Annotated in this window: 18 protein-coding genes, 6 tRNA genes and 1 riboswitch; of the genes, 7 read left to right on the forward strand and 17 right to left on the reverse strand. The window is 57.4% G+C overall.

Annotated features, from left to right (window positions below; all coding sequences use genetic code 11):
* Positions 1–641 precede the first annotated feature (641 nt).
* Positions 642–1,682: a tyrosine-type recombinase/integrase gene (locus MR935_RS05680; RefSeq protein ID WP_290571849.1), complete on the forward strand. Its 1,041-nt coding sequence runs from the start codon at positions 642–644 to the stop codon at positions 1,680–1,682.
* Positions 1,683–1,853: 171 nt separating this feature from the next.
* On the opposite strand, the gene MR935_RS05685 is transcribed toward MR935_RS05680, so the two are convergent.
* From MR935_RS05685 to MR935_RS05695, 3 genes are all read right to left on the reverse strand, one after another.
* Positions 1,854–1,938, reverse strand: a tRNA-Tyr gene (locus MR935_RS05685).
* A 31-nt stretch (positions 1,939–1,969) separates the two neighbouring features.
* Positions 1,970–2,045: transfer RNA gene (locus MR935_RS05690), tRNA-Thr, on the reverse strand.
* Between the two features lie 80 nt (positions 2,046–2,125).
* A complete protein-coding gene (locus MR935_RS05695; protein ID WP_290571851.1) occupies positions 2,126–2,800 on the reverse strand; it encodes a helix-turn-helix domain-containing protein in 675 nt (224 codons plus the stop codon).
* Between the two features lie 308 nt (positions 2,801–3,108).
* Here MR935_RS05695 and MR935_RS05700 point away from each other — a divergent pair, with 308 nt between their 5' ends.
* From MR935_RS05700 to MR935_RS05720, 5 genes are all read left to right on the forward strand, one after another.
* Positions 3,109–3,531: a PaaI family thioesterase gene (locus MR935_RS05700; protein WP_290571852.1), complete on the forward strand. Its 423-nt coding sequence runs from the start codon at positions 3,109–3,111 to the stop codon at positions 3,529–3,531.
* Positions 3,528–4,577 (forward strand): A/G-specific adenine glycosylase, encoded by a 1,050-nt coding sequence (gene mutY / locus MR935_RS05705; protein WP_290571854.1) that lies wholly within the window; start codon positions 3,528–3,530, stop codon positions 4,575–4,577. Before MR935_RS05700 ends, mutY begins: the two co-directional genes overlap by 4 nt.
* Positions 4,574–5,059 (forward strand): DNA-deoxyinosine glycosylase, encoded by a 486-nt coding sequence (locus tag MR935_RS05710; protein ID WP_290571856.1) that lies wholly within the window; start codon positions 4,574–4,576, stop codon positions 5,057–5,059. Before mutY ends, MR935_RS05710 begins: the two co-directional genes overlap by 4 nt.
* Before the next feature lie 21 nt (positions 5,060–5,080).
* Positions 5,081–6,436: an MATE family efflux transporter gene (locus MR935_RS05715; RefSeq protein ID WP_290571858.1), complete on the forward strand. Its 1,356-nt coding sequence runs from the start codon at positions 5,081–5,083 to the stop codon at positions 6,434–6,436.
* Between the two features lie 234 nt (positions 6,437–6,670).
* Positions 6,671–7,387: a MerR family transcriptional regulator gene (locus MR935_RS05720; RefSeq protein WP_290571859.1), complete on the forward strand. Its 717-nt coding sequence runs from the start codon at positions 6,671–6,673 to the stop codon at positions 7,385–7,387.
* A gap of 141 nt (positions 7,388–7,528) precedes the next feature.
* Here the strand turns inward: MR935_RS05720 and MR935_RS05725 are convergent, their stop codons facing one another.
* From MR935_RS05725 to MR935_RS05750, 7 genes are all read right to left on the reverse strand, one after another.
* The gene (locus tag MR935_RS05725; RefSeq protein WP_290571861.1) at positions 7,529–8,128 is read right to left on the reverse strand and encodes a folate family ECF transporter S component; all 600 of its coding nucleotides are present in this window, start codon (positions 8,126–8,128) and stop codon (positions 7,529–7,531) included.
* A gap of 68 nt (positions 8,129–8,196) precedes the next feature.
* A riboswitch (THF riboswitch) is annotated at positions 8,197–8,298 on the reverse strand.
* A gap of 75 nt (positions 8,299–8,373) precedes the next feature.
* Positions 8,374–9,177 (reverse strand): Cof-type HAD-IIB family hydrolase, encoded by an 804-nt coding sequence (locus MR935_RS05730; protein ID WP_290571863.1) that lies wholly within the window; start codon positions 9,175–9,177, stop codon positions 8,374–8,376.
* 38 nt (positions 9,178–9,215) lie between these two features.
* Entirely contained in the window at positions 9,216–11,237 is a 2,022-nt protein-coding gene (gene feoB / locus MR935_RS05735; protein ID WP_320767396.1) for a ferrous iron transport protein B, read from the reverse strand.
* Positions 11,234–11,464 (reverse strand): FeoA family protein, encoded by a 231-nt coding sequence (locus MR935_RS10725; protein WP_320767397.1) that lies wholly within the window; start codon positions 11,462–11,464, stop codon positions 11,234–11,236. The genes feoB and MR935_RS10725 overlap by 4 nt, the downstream gene beginning before the upstream one ends.
* A gap of 196 nt (positions 11,465–11,660) precedes the next feature.
* On the reverse strand, positions 11,661–13,817 hold the full coding sequence (locus MR935_RS05740) for a hypothetical protein (RefSeq protein WP_290571864.1): 2,157 nt from the start codon (positions 13,815–13,817) through the stop codon (positions 11,661–11,663).
* The gene (locus MR935_RS05745; RefSeq protein WP_290571865.1) at positions 13,792–14,691 is read right to left on the reverse strand and encodes an ABC transporter ATP-binding protein; all 900 of its coding nucleotides are present in this window, start codon (positions 14,689–14,691) and stop codon (positions 13,792–13,794) included. The genes MR935_RS05740 and MR935_RS05745 overlap by 26 nt, the downstream gene beginning before the upstream one ends.
* Positions 14,688–15,053, reverse strand: a complete 366-nt coding sequence (locus MR935_RS05750; protein WP_290571867.1) for a GntR family transcriptional regulator — start codon at positions 15,051–15,053, stop codon at positions 14,688–14,690. Before MR935_RS05750 ends, MR935_RS05745 begins: the two co-directional genes overlap by 4 nt.
* 149 nt (positions 15,054–15,202) lie before the next feature.
* On the opposite strand from MR935_RS05750, the gene MR935_RS05755 reads away from it, so the two are divergent.
* A complete protein-coding gene (locus MR935_RS05755; protein ID WP_290571868.1) occupies positions 15,203–15,877 on the forward strand; it encodes a uracil-DNA glycosylase in 675 nt (224 codons plus the stop codon).
* Between the two features lie 108 nt (positions 15,878–15,985).
* Here the strand turns inward: MR935_RS05755 and MR935_RS05760 are convergent, their stop codons facing one another.
* The 7 genes from MR935_RS05760 to MR935_RS05790 all read right to left on the reverse strand — a co-directional run.
* Entirely contained in the window at positions 15,986–18,112 is a 2,127-nt protein-coding gene (locus MR935_RS05760) for a sensor histidine kinase (RefSeq protein WP_290571870.1), read from the reverse strand.
* 1 nt (position 18,113) lies between these two features.
* On the reverse strand, positions 18,114–18,803 hold the full coding sequence (locus MR935_RS05765; protein ID WP_442863018.1) for a response regulator transcription factor: 690 nt from the start codon (positions 18,801–18,803) through the stop codon (positions 18,114–18,116).
* A gap of 141 nt (positions 18,804–18,944) precedes the next feature.
* Positions 18,945–19,018 (reverse strand) — tRNA-Cys (locus MR935_RS05770).
* A 7-nt stretch (positions 19,019–19,025) separates the two neighbouring features.
* Positions 19,026–19,101 (reverse strand) — tRNA-Gly (locus MR935_RS05775).
* Between the two features lie 109 nt (positions 19,102–19,210).
* A tRNA-Phe gene (locus tag MR935_RS05780) sits at positions 19,211–19,286 on the reverse strand.
* Between the two features lie 31 nt (positions 19,287–19,317).
* A tRNA-Asp gene (locus MR935_RS05785) sits at positions 19,318–19,394 on the reverse strand.
* A 139-nt stretch (positions 19,395–19,533) separates the two neighbouring features.
* The coding region (locus tag MR935_RS05790; RefSeq protein ID WP_290571874.1) for a hypothetical protein at positions 19,534–19,952 on the reverse strand (419 nt) is incomplete at its 5' end.

Genomic DNA, 19,952 nt, shown 5'->3' on the forward strand with positions numbered 1-19,952 from the left:
CGTGATCCCACTGTCTACACCACTCCCCCACTGAGATACCTGATTAGGCGTACCCAGATGTGACATGAGTGTCACCGCGGGGATCGTCCGCATCCGCACCGGGTAGCGCACGTTGCACAATAGATGCGCGCTGCTAACATACTTACTGCTAGTAATTTTACCGGCTTGTTTCTTCCAATCCTCAGCTTTGCCGCCGTAATCCTTTACCAGGCGGTCAACAACGCGGATTGGCTTAGAGCCGCCCTGCCCTGCCATCGTAACAACCGGTGAGACCATGATACGCGGCAGAAAAACGCATGTAAATTGGCAAAACGGAGAATTTATTTTCAAATAAACCGCGCTATTGCCAAGTTTTTGAACTGTTTTTCAACTATTTAAGCTGTGCATTTTGGCGCTTCACCGCGCCGCACGAAGCCTTATAAAGATTTACTAAAACTTTCAAAAACCTTATCTGTGCATTTTTCTTTTTATCATTTCGACCAATATCTAAACTTGTCGGCATTGTCAAAATAAACAAAAAAATCCCGCCTCTGTGCTACCAACACAGAGACGGAATATGGGGTTGATGACTAAATTTCCACACCTAATCATCAACCACTATTTTACCACACTTTTTTACGGTAAGAAAGAGGTTTTTTATTATGAACGGAAGTTATAGAAAAAAGTCAAACAGCAGTTGGGAGCTACGCGTATGGGTCGATCTGCCGGATGGCAGCCGTGTGCAGAAGTCATTCTGTCGCCGCACCAAAGCGCTCGCCAAAGCCGCATATGAAGAATGGGTCAATCACAAAGACGACCAGATCGTGAAGCGCATGTCGGTAGCCGGCTGGGGCGAAGAATGGCTCGAGATCAAAAGGGACAGCGTATCCTATCGCACTTATCAGAACTATGAATTGTACTGGCAAAAGCACGTCAAACCAGCGCTGGGCAAAAAGCAGCTCGATAAGGTAAGACCAATCGACATCGAAAAGCTGCTTGCCAATGCGTCTCATTTGAGCAAGAGCGCCAGACACCATATCTATATCACAATCAACCAGATCATGAAGTCAGCAGTGCAAAACGAACTATGCCGTAAAAATCCATGCGAGTCCATCACCGTATCCGCCGAAGAACCTCTTAAATCAATCAAGGTCTTCAGCCTTGATGAAATTCAAGTGATCCTGCAAAATCTTAGCAAGCCATTTGGCGTTGCCATTGCCCTGATGCTCTATGCCGGTCTGCGCTCCGAGGAGGTTATGGGCTTACGCTGGGGCGATATTAATCAAAAAGAAAAGTTGATCACTGTGCGCCGCGTTGTGACACGTGTTGCAAAGGGCGAATTCCTGCCCGTAGAGCGCACAAAGAATGGTAAGGTAAGATATATCCCCTACGGGGACGAACTCGCCGCACAGCTCAAACAGACGCAAAAGGCAAGCATCTATGTCGTGCCGGCGGTACGTGGCGGATATATGACGCCGGGCAGCTTCCGACGGCAGTATGAGAATTTCTTTGCCGACCTACCGGTGCGCCGGTTGTCCCCGCACAAGCTCCGGCACACCTATGCTACTTATCTTATCAAGGGCGGTGCCGAACTGCGTGCTGTGCAAACTATGCTTGGCCATCAGTCCGTAGGTGTCACAGAGATTTACACCCATGTAGACGTTGACGATCAGCGCCGCGCCGCGGGCAAACTCGCTTATTAGGAGGGCTGAAAAGCCCTCTTTTCTTTCCCTTATTTTTCCCTTATTTGTCGCGATTTTTCCCTTATTCCCGCGAATCACAGCGACTTTTCATAAAATCCAACATTTAAGCAAAACAGAACATTTTCAGCCTATAAACAGAAAAAACGCACCGTTTCCAGTGCGTTTTAATCTTGGTGGGAGGTGGTGGATTCGAACCACCGAAGTCATAGACGACAGATTTACAGTCTGTTCCCTTTGGCCACTCGGGAAACCTCCCATATTTCATTTTCACCATCGTAGAAAGATGGTGGAGCTGGTGGACGGACTTGAACCCCCGACCTGCTGATTACAAATCAGCTGCTCTACCAACTGAGCTACACCAGCATTTTTCGCAGGTTTTGTCTACCCTCGGCGACGGTATTTATCTTACCACACAACAGCCCGGTATGTCAACAGTTTTTTCGTCATTTTATATACATATTTTTTGCGAGCATTTCAATTGAATCGGACACCCGCTGCAGTACGGTCAGAAACGCGGGCGAGACTACGGGCCACCGCTTGCTGATCTCATTGGGCGACAGCGGGAAGCGGTGCAGCGTTTCCGCTGTCAAGCCGAATGCGGCCTCGCCCTCCGCCGCAGTGCGCATACGCAGCTCATGCTCCCGCATACGCGCGTCACACAGATAGTCAAAATGCTCACGCGAGGCGCGAAAAACGGCTTCCACCCCGGTGGGATCGGCCATGTATATATAACGGTAGGCCTTATAGATCGCAACGGAGAGGTAATCCTCTATCTCACGCGGCAGCTGGATGCTGCCCGTCTGCATGGCCAACTCGAGCAGCAGCGCGGCCGCCTGCACGACCTGATTCTTCTCCTGCGAGGCATCCGCGTCCGCCTCCATCCGGCCGGCAGGCACGGCAGAACCGTCCCGCGCCATCGAACGGCCCAGCAGATAGTCGCACGATACACCGTAATAATCGGCCGCGCGCACCACAAACGATAAGCCCGGCTCGCGCAGTCCGTTCTCATAATGGCTGAGCAGCGCTTGCGACACGCCCAGATCGCCCGCAGCAGTACGCTGGCTTATTTTCTTTTCCCGCCGCAAAAGCGCGAGTGTACGAGAAAAATCACTGGCCATTTCCACGTTACCCCGTCATAAAGTTATATTCATTATACTATCTGTATTACCGTTTGTAAAGTGCTTAAAATGCCCTTTTTCCCCTTTGTTTTTCATTTTCCTACCACATTTTTGTGCCCATTCACACCATTTTGTTGCTCCGCACAGCGTATGCACCAAGATATAGGGGCGAAACGATTTCGCATTATTTCCCGCCTCGCCGCTTGCGCTTGACGGCGGCGCGTCCTCCCGGTATAATAAAACCAAATCAAAATATGCTTGGTGCGGCGCCGCTTTGCCGCACCTTTTTATGCGAAGGAGCTGTGAATATGACAATCGAAGAAATCCTGCGGATGCGGCAAGAGGCCGGCGGCCTGAATAAGCTGATGCACATGCGCGTTGTAACACTGGACAAGGACGGTGGGGCGACGGTCGAGGTTGACCTGACCGATGATCTGCTCAACCCGCTCGGTATGGCGCACGGCGGCACCATCTTTACCCTGTGCGACATTGCTGCCGGCTCAGCCGCAGCCTCGCACGGCCGTGTGGCCGTCACGCTGGACAGCACCATCCATTACTACCGTCCCGGCCGCCCCGGCACGAAGCTGACCGCGGTCGCGTATGAGCGCAAAAGCGGCCAGAAAACCGCTATCTATATCGTCGAAGTGCATGACGGCGAGGGCAGGCATATCGCTGACGCGACCTTTACCATGTTCTATACCGGCCAAACGCTGGACGATCTGAAGCATTGAGCGGCGTTTGTTCCGCGCTTGCCGCGCCGCTGCTCGCATGGTATGACAGCGGACACCGCGACCTGCCGTGGCGCGCGTCACCCACACCCTACCACGTGTGGGTGAGTGAGATCATGCTCCAGCAGACGCGCGTGGAGGCCGTGCGCGGCTATTACACCCGCTGGATGGAGGCGCTCCCCTCTGTGCGCGCGCTGGCCGAGGCCGAGGAGCGCGTTTACCTCAAACTGTGGGAAGGGCTGGGCTATTACAGCCGCGTGCGCAACCTGCACCGTGCCGCAGTCGAGGTGTGCGCGCGCTATGGCGGCGCGCTGCCCGCCGACTATGAGCAGCTGCGCGCGCTGCCCGGTATCGGTGAATATACCGCCGGCGCCATCGCGTCGATCGCGTTCGGCCTGCCCGTACCCGCGGTGGACGGCAATGTGCTGCGCGTCGCCGCCCGGCTGGACGGCGACTTTACACCAATCACCGACGCAAAGTACAAAAAAGCGGTGCGGCAGCGGTTTACCGCGCTGATGCCCGCCGACCGGCCGGGCGATTTCAACCAAGCGCTCATGGAACTGGGCGCGACCGTCTGCCTACCAAACGGCGCACCACTGTGCAGCGGCTGCCCGGTGCAGCATCTGTGCTTGGGATACCACCATGGCAGTGCCGCCGCGCTGCCCATCCGCGCGGCCAAAAAGGCGCGCCGGATAGAGCCGCGCACTGTGCTGCTGCCCCGGTGCGATGGGCTGGTCGGCCTGTGCCGCCGCCCGCCGAATGGCCTGCTGGCCGGGCTGTGGGAGCTGCCCTCGCTGGACGGTCACCTCGCGCCCGATGAGGTGCGTGACGCGCTTGCCGCGCGCGGCTGGCAGGTGGACAAGCTGCTCTCACTGCGTCCGTCTAAGCACATCTTCACCCATGTGGAATGGCATATGACCGGCTATTATGTCGAGCTGTCCCAGCCGCCGGATGGGCTGACCTTTGTCACACCCTCCGTGCTGCGCACAGCCTACGCACTGCCCAGCGCGTTCCGTGCCTTTCTGTCCGTCATTGAGGAGGAAGCATGAACATCCAAACCGTCATCCATGATATCCCGCCGCTGTATGACGCCGATTGCCGCGTACTGCTGCTTGGCTCGATCCCCAGCCCCAAATCGCGTGAGACGCGGTTTTTCTACGGCCATCCGCAAAACCGTTTTTGGCGCGTGCTCGCCGCTGTGCTGGGCGAGGAGACACCCCAGACAGTCGAGCAGAAGCGCGCCCTATGCCTGAACCACCATATCGCCCTGTGGGACACCATCGCAAAATGCGATATCGCGGGTGCTTCGGACACCAGCATCAAAAACGCCATGCCCAATGACATCGGCTGGCTTCTCACCCGGACGCGCATCGACCGTGTCTTTGCCACCGGCGGCAAATCGGCCGCGCTGTACCGCAAGCTGATCGAGCCGGTCACCCATCTGCCCATCACCGCGCTCCCCTCGACCAGTCCGGCCAACGCCGCGTGGTCGCTCGACCGCCTTGTCGAGGCCTATCGTGTCATCCTTTAGAAAGAAGGCTTCCCTTTTCCCATGCAACAAGACCTGTTTACGAACAAAGCGCTTAAAAAGCTCATCTGGCCGCTGCTGCTTGAGCAGCTGCTCGCGCTGACCGTCGGCCTGATGGACACCGTTATGGTCTCCTCACTCGGCGAGACCGCTGTTTCCGGCGTATCGCTGGTCGATATGATAAACGTACTGTTTCTCAACGTCTTTGCCGCGCTCGGTACCGGCGGCGCGGTTGTCGCCGCGCAGCTGCTTGGCGCAAAGGACCGCCGGCGCGCCTGCGTCTCGGCAGGCCAGCTCTATTTTGTCGTCACTATCATCTCGCTTACCCTATCGGCTGTGCTGCTGGCCGTGCGTGCGCCGCTGCTGCGGCTGCTGTTCGGCGCAGTCGAGGACAGCGTCATGCGCAGCGCACTGACCTACTTTACCATCAGCATCTTTTCCTTTCCCCTGCTTGCTATCTATAACGCCGGTGCGTCGCTGTTCCGCGCGCAGGGCAACTCCCGCGTGTCCATGCTGATCGCCGTGCTGGTCAACGCCGTCAACATCATCGGCAACGCGCTGATGATCTACGGCCTGCACCAAGGCGTGGCGGGCGCGGCGCTCGCCTCGCTGTTCGCGCGCGGCGTGGCCGCGGTGGCTATTACCGTGCTGCTGCTCGATCCTGCGCACACGGTATCGCTGCGCTGCGGCAAGGCCTTTCGTCCGGACGGTGCGCTCATCGGACGCATCCTTTCCATCGGCATCCCGAACAGCTTGGAAAACAGCCTGTTTCAGCTTGGCCGCGTGCTGGTTGTCAGCATGATCACCCTGTTCGGCACAACGCAAATCGCGGCCAATGCGGTCGCCAACAATCTGGACAGCATCGGCATACTGCCCGGACAGGCCATCAATCTGGCGATGATTACGGTCGTCGGCCAGTGCGTCGGCGCGGGCGATGCCCAGCAGGTGCGGCGGATGGCAAAAAAGCTGCTGCGCATCACCTATGCCGCATTGGGTGCCACCTGTCTGGCCACCTGCCTGCTCTGCCCGCTCATCCTGCGCGCCTACCAGCTGTCCGCAGACTCGCTCGCACTCGCGCTCGCGCTGGTGCTGATCCATTGTCTGTGCGCGATCCCGCTCTGGCCGCCCTCCTTCACGCTTCCCAATGCGCTGCGCGCGGCGGGTGACGTGCGCTTTCCGATGGTCTGCGCCATCGCTTCGATGGCGCTGCTCCGTCTGGGCGGTGGGTATGTGCTGAGTGTGCAGCTTCAGCTTGGCGCGATCGGCATCTGGATCGCTATGGTGGCCGACTGGATCTGCCGCACGGTCTGCTTTTCCCTGCGCTTCCGGGGCAGCAAATGGCTGACCTTTGCACCCACCCTGCGGCGGGCGCAGACATAAAACGAATGCACCGCACTTCACTTGTCAGACCGCATCATTTCTGCCTGACAGGTGGAGTGTTTTCTATGTCAAGAAATGTATCAGGCAAAAAATATCCGCTAAAATGCAAGAAGGAAACAGACGGGAGCGGAAAATGCGTTATTCCTTTTGTACTTGACCGAAAATTTTTTGAGAATACCCTTGACTCTAACGTTGCGTCATAGTTTATCATGATCTTACACGGGAGGGATAGTTATGCGAACAGTAAATGAAGTCAGCAGACTCACGGGCGTGAGCGTACGCACGCTGCATCACTATGACGCAATCGGCCTTTTGAAACCCACAAAAGTGACCGGAGCAGGCTATCGGCTGTATGACGATACGGCACTGAGCCGTCTGCAAAGTTTTTTACTGTTCCGTGAGCTGCAGTTTCCTCTAAAAGAAATCAAAGCGATGCTTGACAGTCCGAGCTTTGAGCCGTCCGAAGCACTGACGCAACAAATTGAACTGCTGGAATTGCAGCACAAGCATATCGGGGAGCTTATCTCTTTTGCCCGTGAAATTCAGAAAAAAGGAGTTAAAATAATGCAGTTCCATGTTTTCGACAAAAGTGAGATTGAACAGTACAAAGCAGAGGCCAAAGCAAAATGGGGTGATACCAAGGAGTATCAGGAATATGCGCAAAGGCATGAAAGCGGACATGATTTTGGAGAAGCCACACAGCAGATGATGAATTTATTCGCCGAACTCGGAGCGCTCCGGCAGTTATCGCCTACTGATAAAGCGGTACAGGAAAAAATCCGCGCTTTGCAAAACTTTATTACAAGCAATTACTATACTTGCACGACCGAGATCCTAAGCGGACTGGGGCAGATGTACGTCAATGATGAGCGGTTTAAGCATAACATAGACCAAGCCGGCGGCGAGGGTACGGCTGAATTTGTAAAGCAAGCCATTGACGCGTATTGCTAAAAGCTGCTGCACAGCTTGAGAATACAGCCGCCCAATAAGATGACCCGCGCAGCTTTGCACGCTGCGCGGGTCATGTTTTCAACTGACGGAAGTAATACTCCCTTCAAAATAACATCCGGCTTTTTTGAATGCACTTCGATTTTATTGCGGTGTGTTGTGCTGCGCGGTACATTCGCTGCCCGGCGCGCCGGGCAGCATTTTATAAAAACGAAGCACCAGCTTCATACCGAAGTACAGCAGCACGACCTCAAGCGGCAGCAGAATCAGGTTTTTCGGCACGCGGGTGACCAACAGCACACGCATCGCCTTGCCGCCGGTCAGGGTCAGCCAATAGGTGTTCATAAAGATGTTGCAGATCAGGTTGATGCAGGCCTTTGCGCCGATCGCACGCCAAATGCTCAGCTTGCGGGGATAGAGCCACAGTCCCCAGAGCAGCCCGCCGACAAGCGCCGTCAGGGTAAAACCCGGGAAATACGCGCCCATGCTCAGATTGCCCGCAAAATAGCCGAGCACATCGGTACACACACCCGCCATCATGCCGACGACCGGGCCAAACAGCATACCAATCGCAGCATTGCACAGAAAGCCAAAGCCGATACGCAAATTGGGCGGGAGCTTGATGGTCAATCCGGTCAGATCCATGGCGATGTTGACGGCAATCAGCAGCGAAGTCAGCACGAGACAGCGCGTGCTCTTCAGCTCACGCAGCGAACACACAAAAATATTGGTTTTTTTAGACATAGAAAAAGACACCTCCTGTAAAAATTCATCTGTTGCCACAGCGATTTAGGAGATGCCTAAACAGTTGCAGCAGCGGGATGCGAGCACAGCACCGCAGGGGATCGCTCCCTTTCGTCCGCCGAACAACTCCCCGTCTCGGCGGCACTTGACGCGCTGTGGTCTACTCTGCTTTTTCCACCTTTATTGTAGCATATTTTTTCCGCTTGTCAACACAGCCTATGCAAAATGCGACAGAAAACGCGCCGCTACCCTTCTATACGCAGCACCCGCCGAATGGTGCGGCACACGCCGTCTTCGTCGTTTGCGGGCGCGATATGCTTTGCCACCGCTTTGAGCTGCGCATGGCCGTTGGCCATTGCGTAGGATTCTCCGACCGCCCGCAGTAGCTCCAGATCGTTCAGGTAATCGCCAAAGGCCATGCATTCCGCCGGTGTGATGCCCATATTTTCGCACAGCGCGCCAATCGCCACACCCTTATTCATGCCCGGACGCATCAGGTCGACCCAATCCGCGCCCGACAGCGCGACCTGCGATGTGCCCTCAAACGCGCGAAAAGCGGGCAGCGCATGATCCTCCGCGTGACCCGCGCAGAACAGCGCCACCTTGCACACCGGCTCACTCCGCGCGACCGCCAGCAGGTCGGGCACATAATGGCGCCGGGCGTAATAATGCGCCATATGCGTCAGAAACACCTCATCGTCCTTGTTTTCGTAAAAGCCGCCCTCGCGGCAGGCCAGAATAGCCGAAACGCCCGGCAGCGCGCGTGCCGTCTCGACCGCGCGGACGACCTCGTCCCGCGGCATCTCATCAAAGGATATAATCGCCGCGCCGTCGCACACCATCGCGCCATTCTCGCTGATATACACCAGCTCGTCCGCGATGGGGGCGAACATCTCCCGCAGGTTATAATACTGCCGGCCGGAGGCAGGCGCAAAGCGGATGCCCTGCCGACGAAGCTGCCCGATCAGCGGAAACAGATCGGGTGAAAGCTTGCGCTCGCTGGAAAGCAGCGTACCATCCATGTCGGCGGCGATGAGCTTGATGGACATTACATGTCTCTCCTTTTCTACATGATGCGGTGCGTCCGTCACAAAAATAGTCTGCCAAGCTGATACACGGCCAGCGCTGTCAGGTAGGCCAGCCCCGTCTGGAACACGGCTGCACCGATCGCCCAGCGCCAGCCGCCCATCTCGCGCTTGATGGTCGCAAAGGCCGACATGCAGGGCATGTACAGCAGCGTGAAGACCAAAAACGAGTATCCCGAAAGCGGTGTGAACACCGTACCGAGCAGACCGGACAGCACCGCGCTGTCGCCGCCCGCGCCGTACAGCACGCTCATCGTCGAGACGACGGCCTCCTTGGCGACAAGGCCGGTCAGCAGCGCGACCGATTCCTGCCAGCCGCCAAAGCCCAGCGGACGGAATACAGGCGCAATGGCCGTACCAATCAGGCCAAGGATGCTCTCCGCGCTCGTCTGCGCGACCGCGAGCGACGGCGTGAAGTTTTGCAGCAGCCAGATGACCACGCTCATCAGGAAGATGATCGTACCCGCCTTGGTGATAAAGTCCTTGGCTTTCTGCCACATGTTGAGCACCGTACCCTTGAAGCTGGGCATACGGTAGGTCGGCAGCTCAAGCACAAAGCCCGAGGATACCCCGCGGAAGATCGTCTTTTTGAGGATGAAACCCGCAACAATGCCCATCACGATGCCGAGCACATACAGGCTGATGACGACCAGCCCCGCGTGCTCCCGAAAGAGCGCGCCCGCCACCAGCGCGTATACCGGCAGCTTTGCCCCGCAGGACATGAACGGCGTGAGCATGATGGTCATGCGGCGGTCGGCGTCGTTCTCCATCGTGCGCGCGGCCATGACGGCGGGCGTGGTGCAGCCAAAGCCCATCAGCATGGGCACGAACGACTTGCCCGATAGGCCGATGCGCCGCAGCAGCGTGTCCATAATGAACGCGACACGCGCCAAATAACCCGTATCCTCCAAAATGGACAGAAAGAAGAACAAAATGACGATCTGCGGCAAAAAGCTCAGCACACCGCCTACACCGCCGATCACGCCGTCGCACACCAAAGCGGTCAGCCACGCCTGCGCACCTGCTGCGGTCAAGGCCCCGCGCACGGCGGGCGAAAGCAGCTCTTGCAGCAGGTACTCCATCCCGTCCCCAAAGAATGAGCCGATCGGGCCAAAGGTGCACCAAAACATCAGAAACATGAAAAACGCAAAGATCGGCAGCGCCCAAACGCGGTGCAGCGCAATGCGGTCGATGCGCTCGGTGACAGTCAGCTTGTGAACCGCGGGGCGCTTGTAGCACGCGCGCACGACCTCCTCGATATAGTCATAGAGGGCGTCGGCCAGCACCATTTCGTTGTCAGTCGAGTTGGCATGGCTGTGCATCCCCTCGGCGAGCGCGTCCAGCTGCTCGCGCATCTCACGCGGCATTTGGCCGCCGTACTGCGCCCAGAGCGCCTTATCCCCCTCCAGCAGCTTGGCCGCGTAAAACGGCAGGCTGCATTTGCGCAGCGGCAGCGGCTCGAGCAGGGTGGCCGCACGGCGGATCGCCGCACCCACGCCATGCAGATAGGTGGGCTGCTGCACCGGCGCATGCATACCATGCGTTAGCTGATCGAGCAGATCATGCATATTCTCGCCCTTTTTAGCCGAGATGGGCACGACCGGCACGCCCAGCCGCTCAGAGAGCTTGGCGCAGTCGATCTCAATGCCCTGCGCACGCACATCGTCCATAAACCCGAGAGCGATCACCATCGGCAGGCCGAGCGAGATGAGCTGCAGCGTCAGATACAGATTGCGCTCGATATTGGCCGCGTCGACGATATTGAGGACGCCGTCGCACTCGTCGCCCAGCACATATTCGCGGGCGATGATCTCCTCCTGCGTGTAGGGCGAGAGCGAGTAAATACCCGGCAGATCGACGATATCCACACCGATGTTGTCATGGCAGATGTGGCCGGTCTTTCGGTCGACCGTCACGCCCGGCCAGTTGCCCACATGCTGGTTCGAGCCGGTCAGCCGGTTGAACAGCGTGGTCTTGCCGCTATTGGGGTTACCGATGATGGCCACCGTTCTTTTTGCTGTCATTTGCCTGCCTCCAACACGATTTTTTTCGCTTCCTCCCGCCGCAGGGACAGGCTGTATCCCCGCAGCCGCACGGCGATGGGATCTCCGAACGGCGCGATGCGCTCCATCGTGACCGGCACGCCCTTGGTGATGCCCATATCCAAAAAATGCCGTTTCAGCGCACCGCCCGCTGTAATGCGGTCGACCACGCCGATTTCACCCGGCCTTAAATTATTCAGTGTTTTCATATGTTTTCCGCCTTTGTTTGCAATGGTTAACTCCATGTATCATTCTATGGCACGGGGACAATATTGTCAAGCGAGCGGACGCCTGCCTGTGCGCAAAAAAACGCCAAAAAAGCGCGGTCGAAACCACGCTTTTTTGACATGTGTCTCTCTATCCTTTTATTATGCGGAAGCGGTCTCCCAATCGCCGCCCTGCGGCTCAGCCTACCGAGTATGTCGGCACGGCGATCACCTCGGCGGCCTCTGCGCCCCCGGCGGCCCCTACGTCCCCAGCAGGCATATCGTCCGGGCGGTATTTGTCCAACACCGCGGTGGGTGCTTTGCCCTCCGGGTACACCAGCCGGAACGTGTCGCTGTTGGTCGTTCCCCGCACCCACAGAGACACCTTCAGCTCCTCCAGCGGGCACGCGCCGTCCTCCGGCTCGTCAACGCGGTACAGCTCCATCGCGTCTACATTTAACCCGTTTTCCAACAGCGCGGCGATATCTGCCTGGTCGGTCACAGTCTTAGTTTGCGTATCCGCGCTATCATAATAGGCGATCTCGATCTCGCGCACCATGTCAGCCGCAAGCGCTTCGGGCACGACCGAGGTAAACTGCTGAATCAGCTCGAGCGTTTTCACATCCGCGGCGGTGACATAGGCGTTGCCGACATATTGCCGGTGATTCAGCCCAAGCTTGCCCAGCTGCAGCCGCAGCACGGGTGCGCCTCGCTCGGTGTTGGCCAGCGCTTCCTCGCGCAGCGTGCGGATGATCTGCTCAATCTGCGCAGCGTCGTTGATCGTGCATTGCGCCAGATATCCGCCCGCATTGGTGTACACCTCAAGGAAACGGTCGCTGTATGTCTCCAAATAGCGGAACAGCGCCCACTTCTTGACCTTGTATTCCTCCGCAGAGCATATCTGCCGCCGCAGCGCGCGCACCTCGTCGGTCACCGGTGTGGCAAACCGGCGGTATACCACGCGGCCGCTCTTCAGGCGGTAAGAGTAGGAGTAGGATGAGATATCCATGGCCGTCTCGGCATCCTCGACCGCGCCCATCTGCTCCATCTGCTTGACCTGCTCGCCATAAGCCACGCCGATCTCAGTCAGCCGCTGCACGGCCGCGATGCTCGCCGGGTCTTCCAGCATCGCCCCATCCCGCATATCCAGATCGACCGCGGCCAGCGCCTCGACCGACGGTATCCATTTGTCATAGCCGACCACATCGAATTGGAAGCACAGCATACCTGCGATCAACACGGCTACGATGACGGCCAGCTGCACCGGATGCTTGAAAATCGCGCGGAAATCAAAGGCATAGATGATCTCGACCACCCAATGGAAGATGACCACGCCCAGTACCAAGCCCGGCCAGAACCAGAACGCACCCGACGCTGCATCGAACAGCAGGCCGAACGCCACGCCCATGAACAGGCAGATGTATACCTTGACCGGCAGCTCGACCGGTGTAAACGCCAGCGCTACGCCCGTCCGCTCGCTCCGGCGGCGGCGGAACAGATACGCACCAAGTACAGCGGCCAGCACAGCCACCGCCAGATAAATGGCAAGCAGGGCGACTGCGGATCCATCCGCCGACCAAACGAGCAGCAGCTTTTCTCCCGTGTGCTGCAAGCCATCCAGCTCAAAAAACTGCACCAGCGGGGACAAACGAACCGCCTGCAGCATCAGTCCGTTGTTATAAATATCATAGGTATCGAAGAACCTGTAGCAAAGCGCACTGCCCATGAGCACTGTCAGCATAGGCGCGAACATCACCCACAATAGCAGCAGCAGCGTGATGACTGTGTGGCCGCACACAACCGTGGTCAGCACGGTGAGCGCGTAAAGCGTGAGGAAAATAATCAGGCTGCTCACAGCCGCTCCGCCTATCGACGGCCACGACACGGCCTCGCCAAAGCCCATCGCGTATACGCAGACGATAGTCAGCCCCAGCATGATAAGATATACCGGCAGCGTACACAGCAGACCGACGGCAAAGTTGTTGCAATACAGCCGCGTGCGCGAAATGGGCAGGCTGTGGTAAAAATCCACCTTCTGCCGCGAGTGTAAGTACGCAAACAGCGCCACGCCACACACGACGGCCAGCATGATAAACACAATCTTGGGCAGCGGATTCTGCCCGCCAATGAGCGTTGCAACCTGATCCAGTGCGTTTTTCCACTGTGCCTCAATCAGATCGTCATCCCGTCCCGGCATGAGATGGCTGAGGTCGGCCAGCGCCCGCTGCATCACCATCAGCGCGGGCAGCACCAGCGCCAGGAAAAAGCTCAAGCCCGCCAGCACGATCGCCCACAGGTTGCGGCGCATACCGTCCCGCAGCAAGCCGGCGTTAGAAAAGGAGTTTCTTGAGGTCATAACCGGCCACCTCCGTTTCACTGATAAAAATTTCCTCGAGCGTCAGCGGCAGCAGCTCGCAGAAAGCCGGCTGCATGGCGTTAATACGCTCAAGCAGCGCTTCGCGGCTGCCGCGCGCGGTGATCGTATACAGCGACCCGCGCTGTTCCAGCCGCAGGATATCAAACCCCTTCCACGCGCCCTCTGCCAAGGGATCGGTGAAGATGCACTGCATTTTGAACATACCAAGCTTCATCTCGTCTAAATCGCGCGAAAACAGGATACCGCCGCGATGCAGCAGACCGACATGGTCACAGATATCCTCCAGCTCGCGCAGGTTGTGCGAGGCGATGACCGGCGTCAGGCCGCGCCGGTCGACATCCTCGGCAAACAGGCTTTTGACCGTCTGCCGCACGACCGGGTCAAGGCCGTCAAAGGTCTCGTCGCAGAACAGGTAATCCGTGCCCGCGCACACCCCGCAGATGACCGAGACCTGCTTTTTCATGCCCTTGGAAAAGGTGCGTATCTTGCGGTTCTCATCCAGTCCGAAGCCGTTCATCAGCTTGTGGTAGCGCGGCTCATCAAAGGCGCGGTAGAAGCGCTTGTAGTAGTTCTTCATCTCAGCCGGCGTGCAGTTGGAAAAAAAGTACTGCTCATCGGAAATAAAGAAAAACCGTTCCTTGGCCGCTGTGTTCTCAAAAATATCCGCACCGTCAATCCGCACCGTACCCTCATCAGGCGACAGGATGCCTGCCATCATGCGCAGAAAGGTCGATTTGCCCGCGCCGTTCGAGCCGATCAGACCGAACACCGCGCCATCCCGTATCTCGGCGCACACATGGTCGACCGCCATGATATCGCCAAAGCGCTTGGTTGCGTTTTCTGCTGTGATCATGTGCTTTTCTCTCCTTTCACCCAGCCGCAAAGCTGGTTTTCCGTCGCGCCCAGCTCGCGCGCCTGCGCCGCCAGTGCGCCGATCTCCGCGCCGAGCTCATCCAGCCGGCGGCGGCGCAGCGCCGCAGCATTGCCCGACACGAAATTGCCCTTTCCCTTGGCCGAATAGATCACGCCGCGGCTTTCCAGCGCGCTGTATGCGCGCTGTATTGTGTTCGGATTGATGGACAGCTCCATCGCCAGCTGGCGGACGCTGGGAAGCTGGCTGTCCGCCGCCAGCGCGCCGCGCAGCGCCAGCTGCTCGATGCCGTCCGCCACCTGCTCGTAGATCGGCCGCGGATCTCTGTAATCAATTTGTATCACATCGTGCGCCTCCTTTCCGCATCTGTACTATCTGTATTACCCGTCTTAATACATGTAGAGTATAGCAGTGCGTTTTGCATTTGTCAATAGCTTTTTTAATTCGTCCATGCTATACTGTTTGTGACATCAATCGACACAGGAGGCCGCACATGGTACATCTGGACAATGACTGGGACGATATCCTCGCCGGCGAATTTTCGCAGGAGTATTACAAACGCATCCGCTACTGGCTGAAAAAGGAATACGCTGAGCAAACCATCTATCCCCCGATGCACGACATCTTCAATGCGCTGCGGTATACGCCCTATGCGGCTGTCAAAGCGGTCATCCTCGGCCAAGACCCCTATCATGGCCCCGGACAGGCGCACGGGCTGTGCTTTTCCGTGCAGCCGGGCGTGCAGCCGCCGCCGAGCCTGCAAAATATCTTCAAGGAGCTGCATAGCGACCTCGGGATCGACCCACCCCAAAACGGCACGCTGACGCACTGGGCGCAGCAGGGTGTGCTGCTGCTCAACACCACACTGACCGTGCGGCAGGGCTGCGCCAACAGCCACAAAAACCTCGGCTGGACGACCTTTACCGATCATGTGATCGACAAGCTCAATGACCGCGACCGGCCGATCGTGTTCCTGCTCTGGGGCGGCAACGCACGCAGCAAGAAAACACGCATCACCAACCCGCAGCATTTGGTGCTCGAATGCGCACATCCCTCGCCACTCTCGGCGTATAACGGCTTTTTCGGCTGCAAGCATTTTTCGCGCTGCAACGCCTTTCTCGCACAAAACGGCATCGAGCCGATCGACTGGGATCTGAACCATGCATGAGCGGACAGCGCTGCGCAAAGCGCCCACTATCAAAAAGTCACGCTACTGCGTGACTTTTTTTGCTCCTCTGTCATACTTTCATTCCGGTGAGATATGGCGGACGCCTTTTCATTTGCCGTGCAGTGCAAACTCAATGCGTACCTTGAATAGGTCGCCATCCACCTCGACCGACAGCGTGCCGCCGCAGGCCGTGACGTAGCTCTTGGCAATGGCCAGTCCCAGACCACTGCCCTCAGTCGAGCGCGCCGCGTCCCCGCGAACAAAGCGCTCGGTGATCTCGCCCGCATCAAAGTCCATCGCGTAGTTTGCGATATTCTTCAGCTCGATGCGCACCCTGTTCCCCTCCTGCACGCTGACCGACAGGAATACCCGCGTGCCCGCCAGCGCATACTTGATGCAGTTGCCGATCAGGTTTTCCATCACCCGGGACATCTTCTTACCGTCCGCCCAGATGGGCACCTCGCCCGTAGGCAAATCGACCTTGAACGTTAGCCCACCCGCCTTAATGGCCGCGTCCTGCTCGGCCAGCGCCTGCCGCACGAGTGTACAGGCGTCCAGCCGCTCGCATTCGATGGTTTCCGCACCCGACTGCACCTTGGAGATATCGAACAGGTCGCTCGTCAGATTTTTGAGCCGCAGTCCCTTTTGGCGGATGATGGCGGCGTAGTCGTTGGCCTCCTCGGGCGTCAGCTGCTGCTGGCAGAGCAGATCGGCATAGTTGAGGATCGAGGTCAGCGGTGTCTTCAGGTCATGCGATACGTTGGTGATCAACTCGGTTTTCATGCGCTCAGCGCGGATCGCATTTTGCAGCGCAGCCTGCATCCCGTCACCCAGCGAATTGATGTCCTCCGCCATGCCTGCGAACACGCCGGCCGGCATATCAGTCAGCTTGCAGTCCACCTCACCCGCGCGCAGGCGCTTCAGCCCGTCCACGATGCGGTCAAAGCCCTGCACGCGCCTGAGCAAAAACATTGCGGCGGCTGCAAACCATGCCACTGCGAGCAGCAGAAACAGCAAACTTGCCGCGCTTTCAAAAAGCAGCACGCCTGTCAGGAACGCGAGCAACGCGAGCACTGCCGAAAAGCCCGCGAAAAGCAGCAGCACATTGCGTGTCTTGTAATTTTTCAACAGCGCTTGGCAGCCGCCAAGCAATTTGCTCCACAGGCCGTTTCTCGTGCGGATGATCGCACCCCGGCCGCGCAGCAGCACATTCCGACACTCCCGCAGTCCGCCGCACAGCCAGCCGAGCAGCCTGACCGCCATCCGCCAACACCAGCCGCAGGCGCGCAGGAACAGTGAGCGCCGCACAAACGTGCGGTTTTTCAGATTGCGCACCAGCGAGAGTGAAAGCTCGACCGCGAGTGCCAGCGCGGCGACGAACAGCACGATCGTCGGCTCGACGAAAATGCGCAGGTCATTGCCTGCACCGCTCATCAGCTCGAGCATGACAACCACATTGGCCGCACCCGCACCCAGCAGCGCGCCACACAGCAGCAGCAGATTGCACTCGACAAACAACCGGTCGATGGTTATCAGATGCACATCCTCATCCCCACCCCGTCGGCCGGTCACAAACAGCAGATACAGATACGCGGCCAGCGCGATGACGATATACCACATCGCGTGCTTGACCATGCCCAGCACCGTGTCCCGCTGCTCCGCCCACTCCGCCTCATAGGGCGCAGCCTGCTCAGCCGTTATGCGCAATATGATAACGGCATCCTCCGGCAATCCGGGAGCGGCCGCAGGCTCTCCTCCGTCGTCCGCCGCACCGTCGTTTTCCCACAGGCTGCTGTGAAAGGGCTGCGAATAGTAATAGCGAAAATTATACATACTTCCGTCATTCTGCGTGGCATACAGATAAATATAGGAATTTTCCGCCTCCTCCGGTGTCAGCTCAGCGTTTTTGAGCACCCGGTCGCCCACATGGGCGTAATAGTCACCGACAAAGCGCTTCGCATCATCGATCTGGTCAAATTCCGGCTGATCCATGCCGCCATGCAGCGCATTTTCAAGCGCCCAGGCCATGTTGCCCATCTGACTGTTCACCCAGTCAGAGTTCCGGAAGCTGCTGTCCAGCTGATAGACCAGCCCCCACCCTCCCCTATCGTACTTCTCCTTCAGGTCAAGCAGCGTAAACTCCACTGTGGCCAGCGTCTGTGCCGCGCAGTACAAAATCAACAGGAACGCAGCCAGCTTGGCTGCCGTGCTGCGAACGATCGTTTTTGCCATCATGCTATCCATTCCTTTCTATCTTGTAACCTACGCCCCACACGACCTTAAGGTAGCGCGGCTCCTTGGGATTGATCTCGATTTTTTCCCGAATATGGCGGATATGTACCGCAATGGCGTTGTCCGACACCGCCTCGTCGTTCCACACCTGCCGGTAGATCTCCTCTGTGGAGAAGACGCGCCCCGGATGGCGGCACAGCAGCTCGAGTATCTTATACTCCAGCGGCGTCAGGCGCACCTCGTCGCCATCGACCGTGACGCTTTTGCTCTCCATGTCGATCAGCAGGCCGCGAATGGCGATTTGGCTTGCCGCCTTGGGCGGCATCGCGCCAAGCTGTGTGTACCGTCGCAGTTGGCTCTTGACCCGCGCAACCAGCTCAGACGGGTTAAAGGGCTTGGTGATGTAATCGTCCGCGCCCGCCGTCAGGCCGAGTATTTTGTCTGTGTCCTCCGACTTGGCCGAGATCAAGATGATCGGGATGTTCTTACTCTCGCGCACCTTCAAAAGCGTCTTGATGCCATCCAGCTCGGGCATCATGATATCAAGCAGCAGCAGTTGGATCGGCTTTGTCATAATCGCATCGAGCGCTTCCAGCCCATTGTACGCCTTTTCCACTGCGTAGCCGTCTGCCCGCAGAAAAATCGCAATGCTGTCTACGATTTCTCTGTCATCATCGACGACCAGAATCGTCAATTGCTCCATGGTGTCCCCTCCTTGGCTTCTATCTTATCAAAACTTTCTGTTGTTTTGCACAGCAAAATTCTTAAGATTTTCTTACATGCCCGGTTTCCGGCAGAACAAAAAAACGAGACACCGCAAGGTGTCTCGTTTTTTTGGAGGTACCACCCAGAATCGAACTGGGGATCAGGGAGTTGCAGTCCCACGCCTTACCGCTTGGCTATGGTACCAAAAAAGTGGAGCGGCTGACGAGGCTCGAACTCGCTACCTCCACCTTGGCAAGGTGGCGCTCTACCAGATGAGCTACAGCCGCATTTTCATTGTATGCCGGCAAGCCTGTTTGCTTGATAGCGTCTTCCTCAGCCCAGACGGCGAGGATGATTTATTATTGATAGTACCCACATGGGTACTATCAATAATAATGGTGCCTCCGATCGGAATCGAACCAATGACACGGGGATTTTCAGTCCCCTGCTCTACCGACTGAGCTACAGAGGCAAGAACTCTTCCACCGTTTCCGATGAAAGAATGGCGACCCGGATGGGACTTGAACCCACGGCCTCCAGCGTGACAGGCTGGCGCTCTAACCGACTGAGCTACCGGGCCGAATCGCCGCCGCCGTAATCATCAGCGGCGAGATTTATTATATCGAACAATGCGGGAAATGTCAACAGTTTTTTCAGATTTTTTTATTAAGCGAAAATTTTATAATTAAAGTTACCAAGAGGACAGCACTCTGGTAACTTTATTTTTTGCCGTAAAAAGGCAGGAATACCAGCGTGACACCTCGAAAAACAGAACGGAAAGGAGCGGTTAAGGATGGCAAAAGTGACGCATGAAATGCGAAAAACCATCTACGAAATGTGGCGTACCGGCGCAAGCAAAAAAAGACATTAGCGAACACCTGAAGCTGAATGTAAACACCATCAGGAACGAGCTGTGCAAAGGCTACAACGGGCAGATCTACCCGGGCGGCAGGCCGGTCTACGATCCGGAGCTTGCGGAGCGATGCAGCAATAGCCACGGAAGGCAGGCGCACCGGGAGCAGATGATGCGCATAGCGTCCGCCCCGCCCAGCATCTGCACGGGCGATGACATGGGCGGGGCATCTGCCCGGGATGACTAAAGCCACATGAAGCATCGCAGGCCCGCGGCATGGTGGAG

It is taken from the genome of Agathobaculum sp., from assembly GCF_022775115.1.
Lineage (GTDB): Bacteria > Bacillota > Clostridia > Oscillospirales > Butyricicoccaceae > Agathobaculum.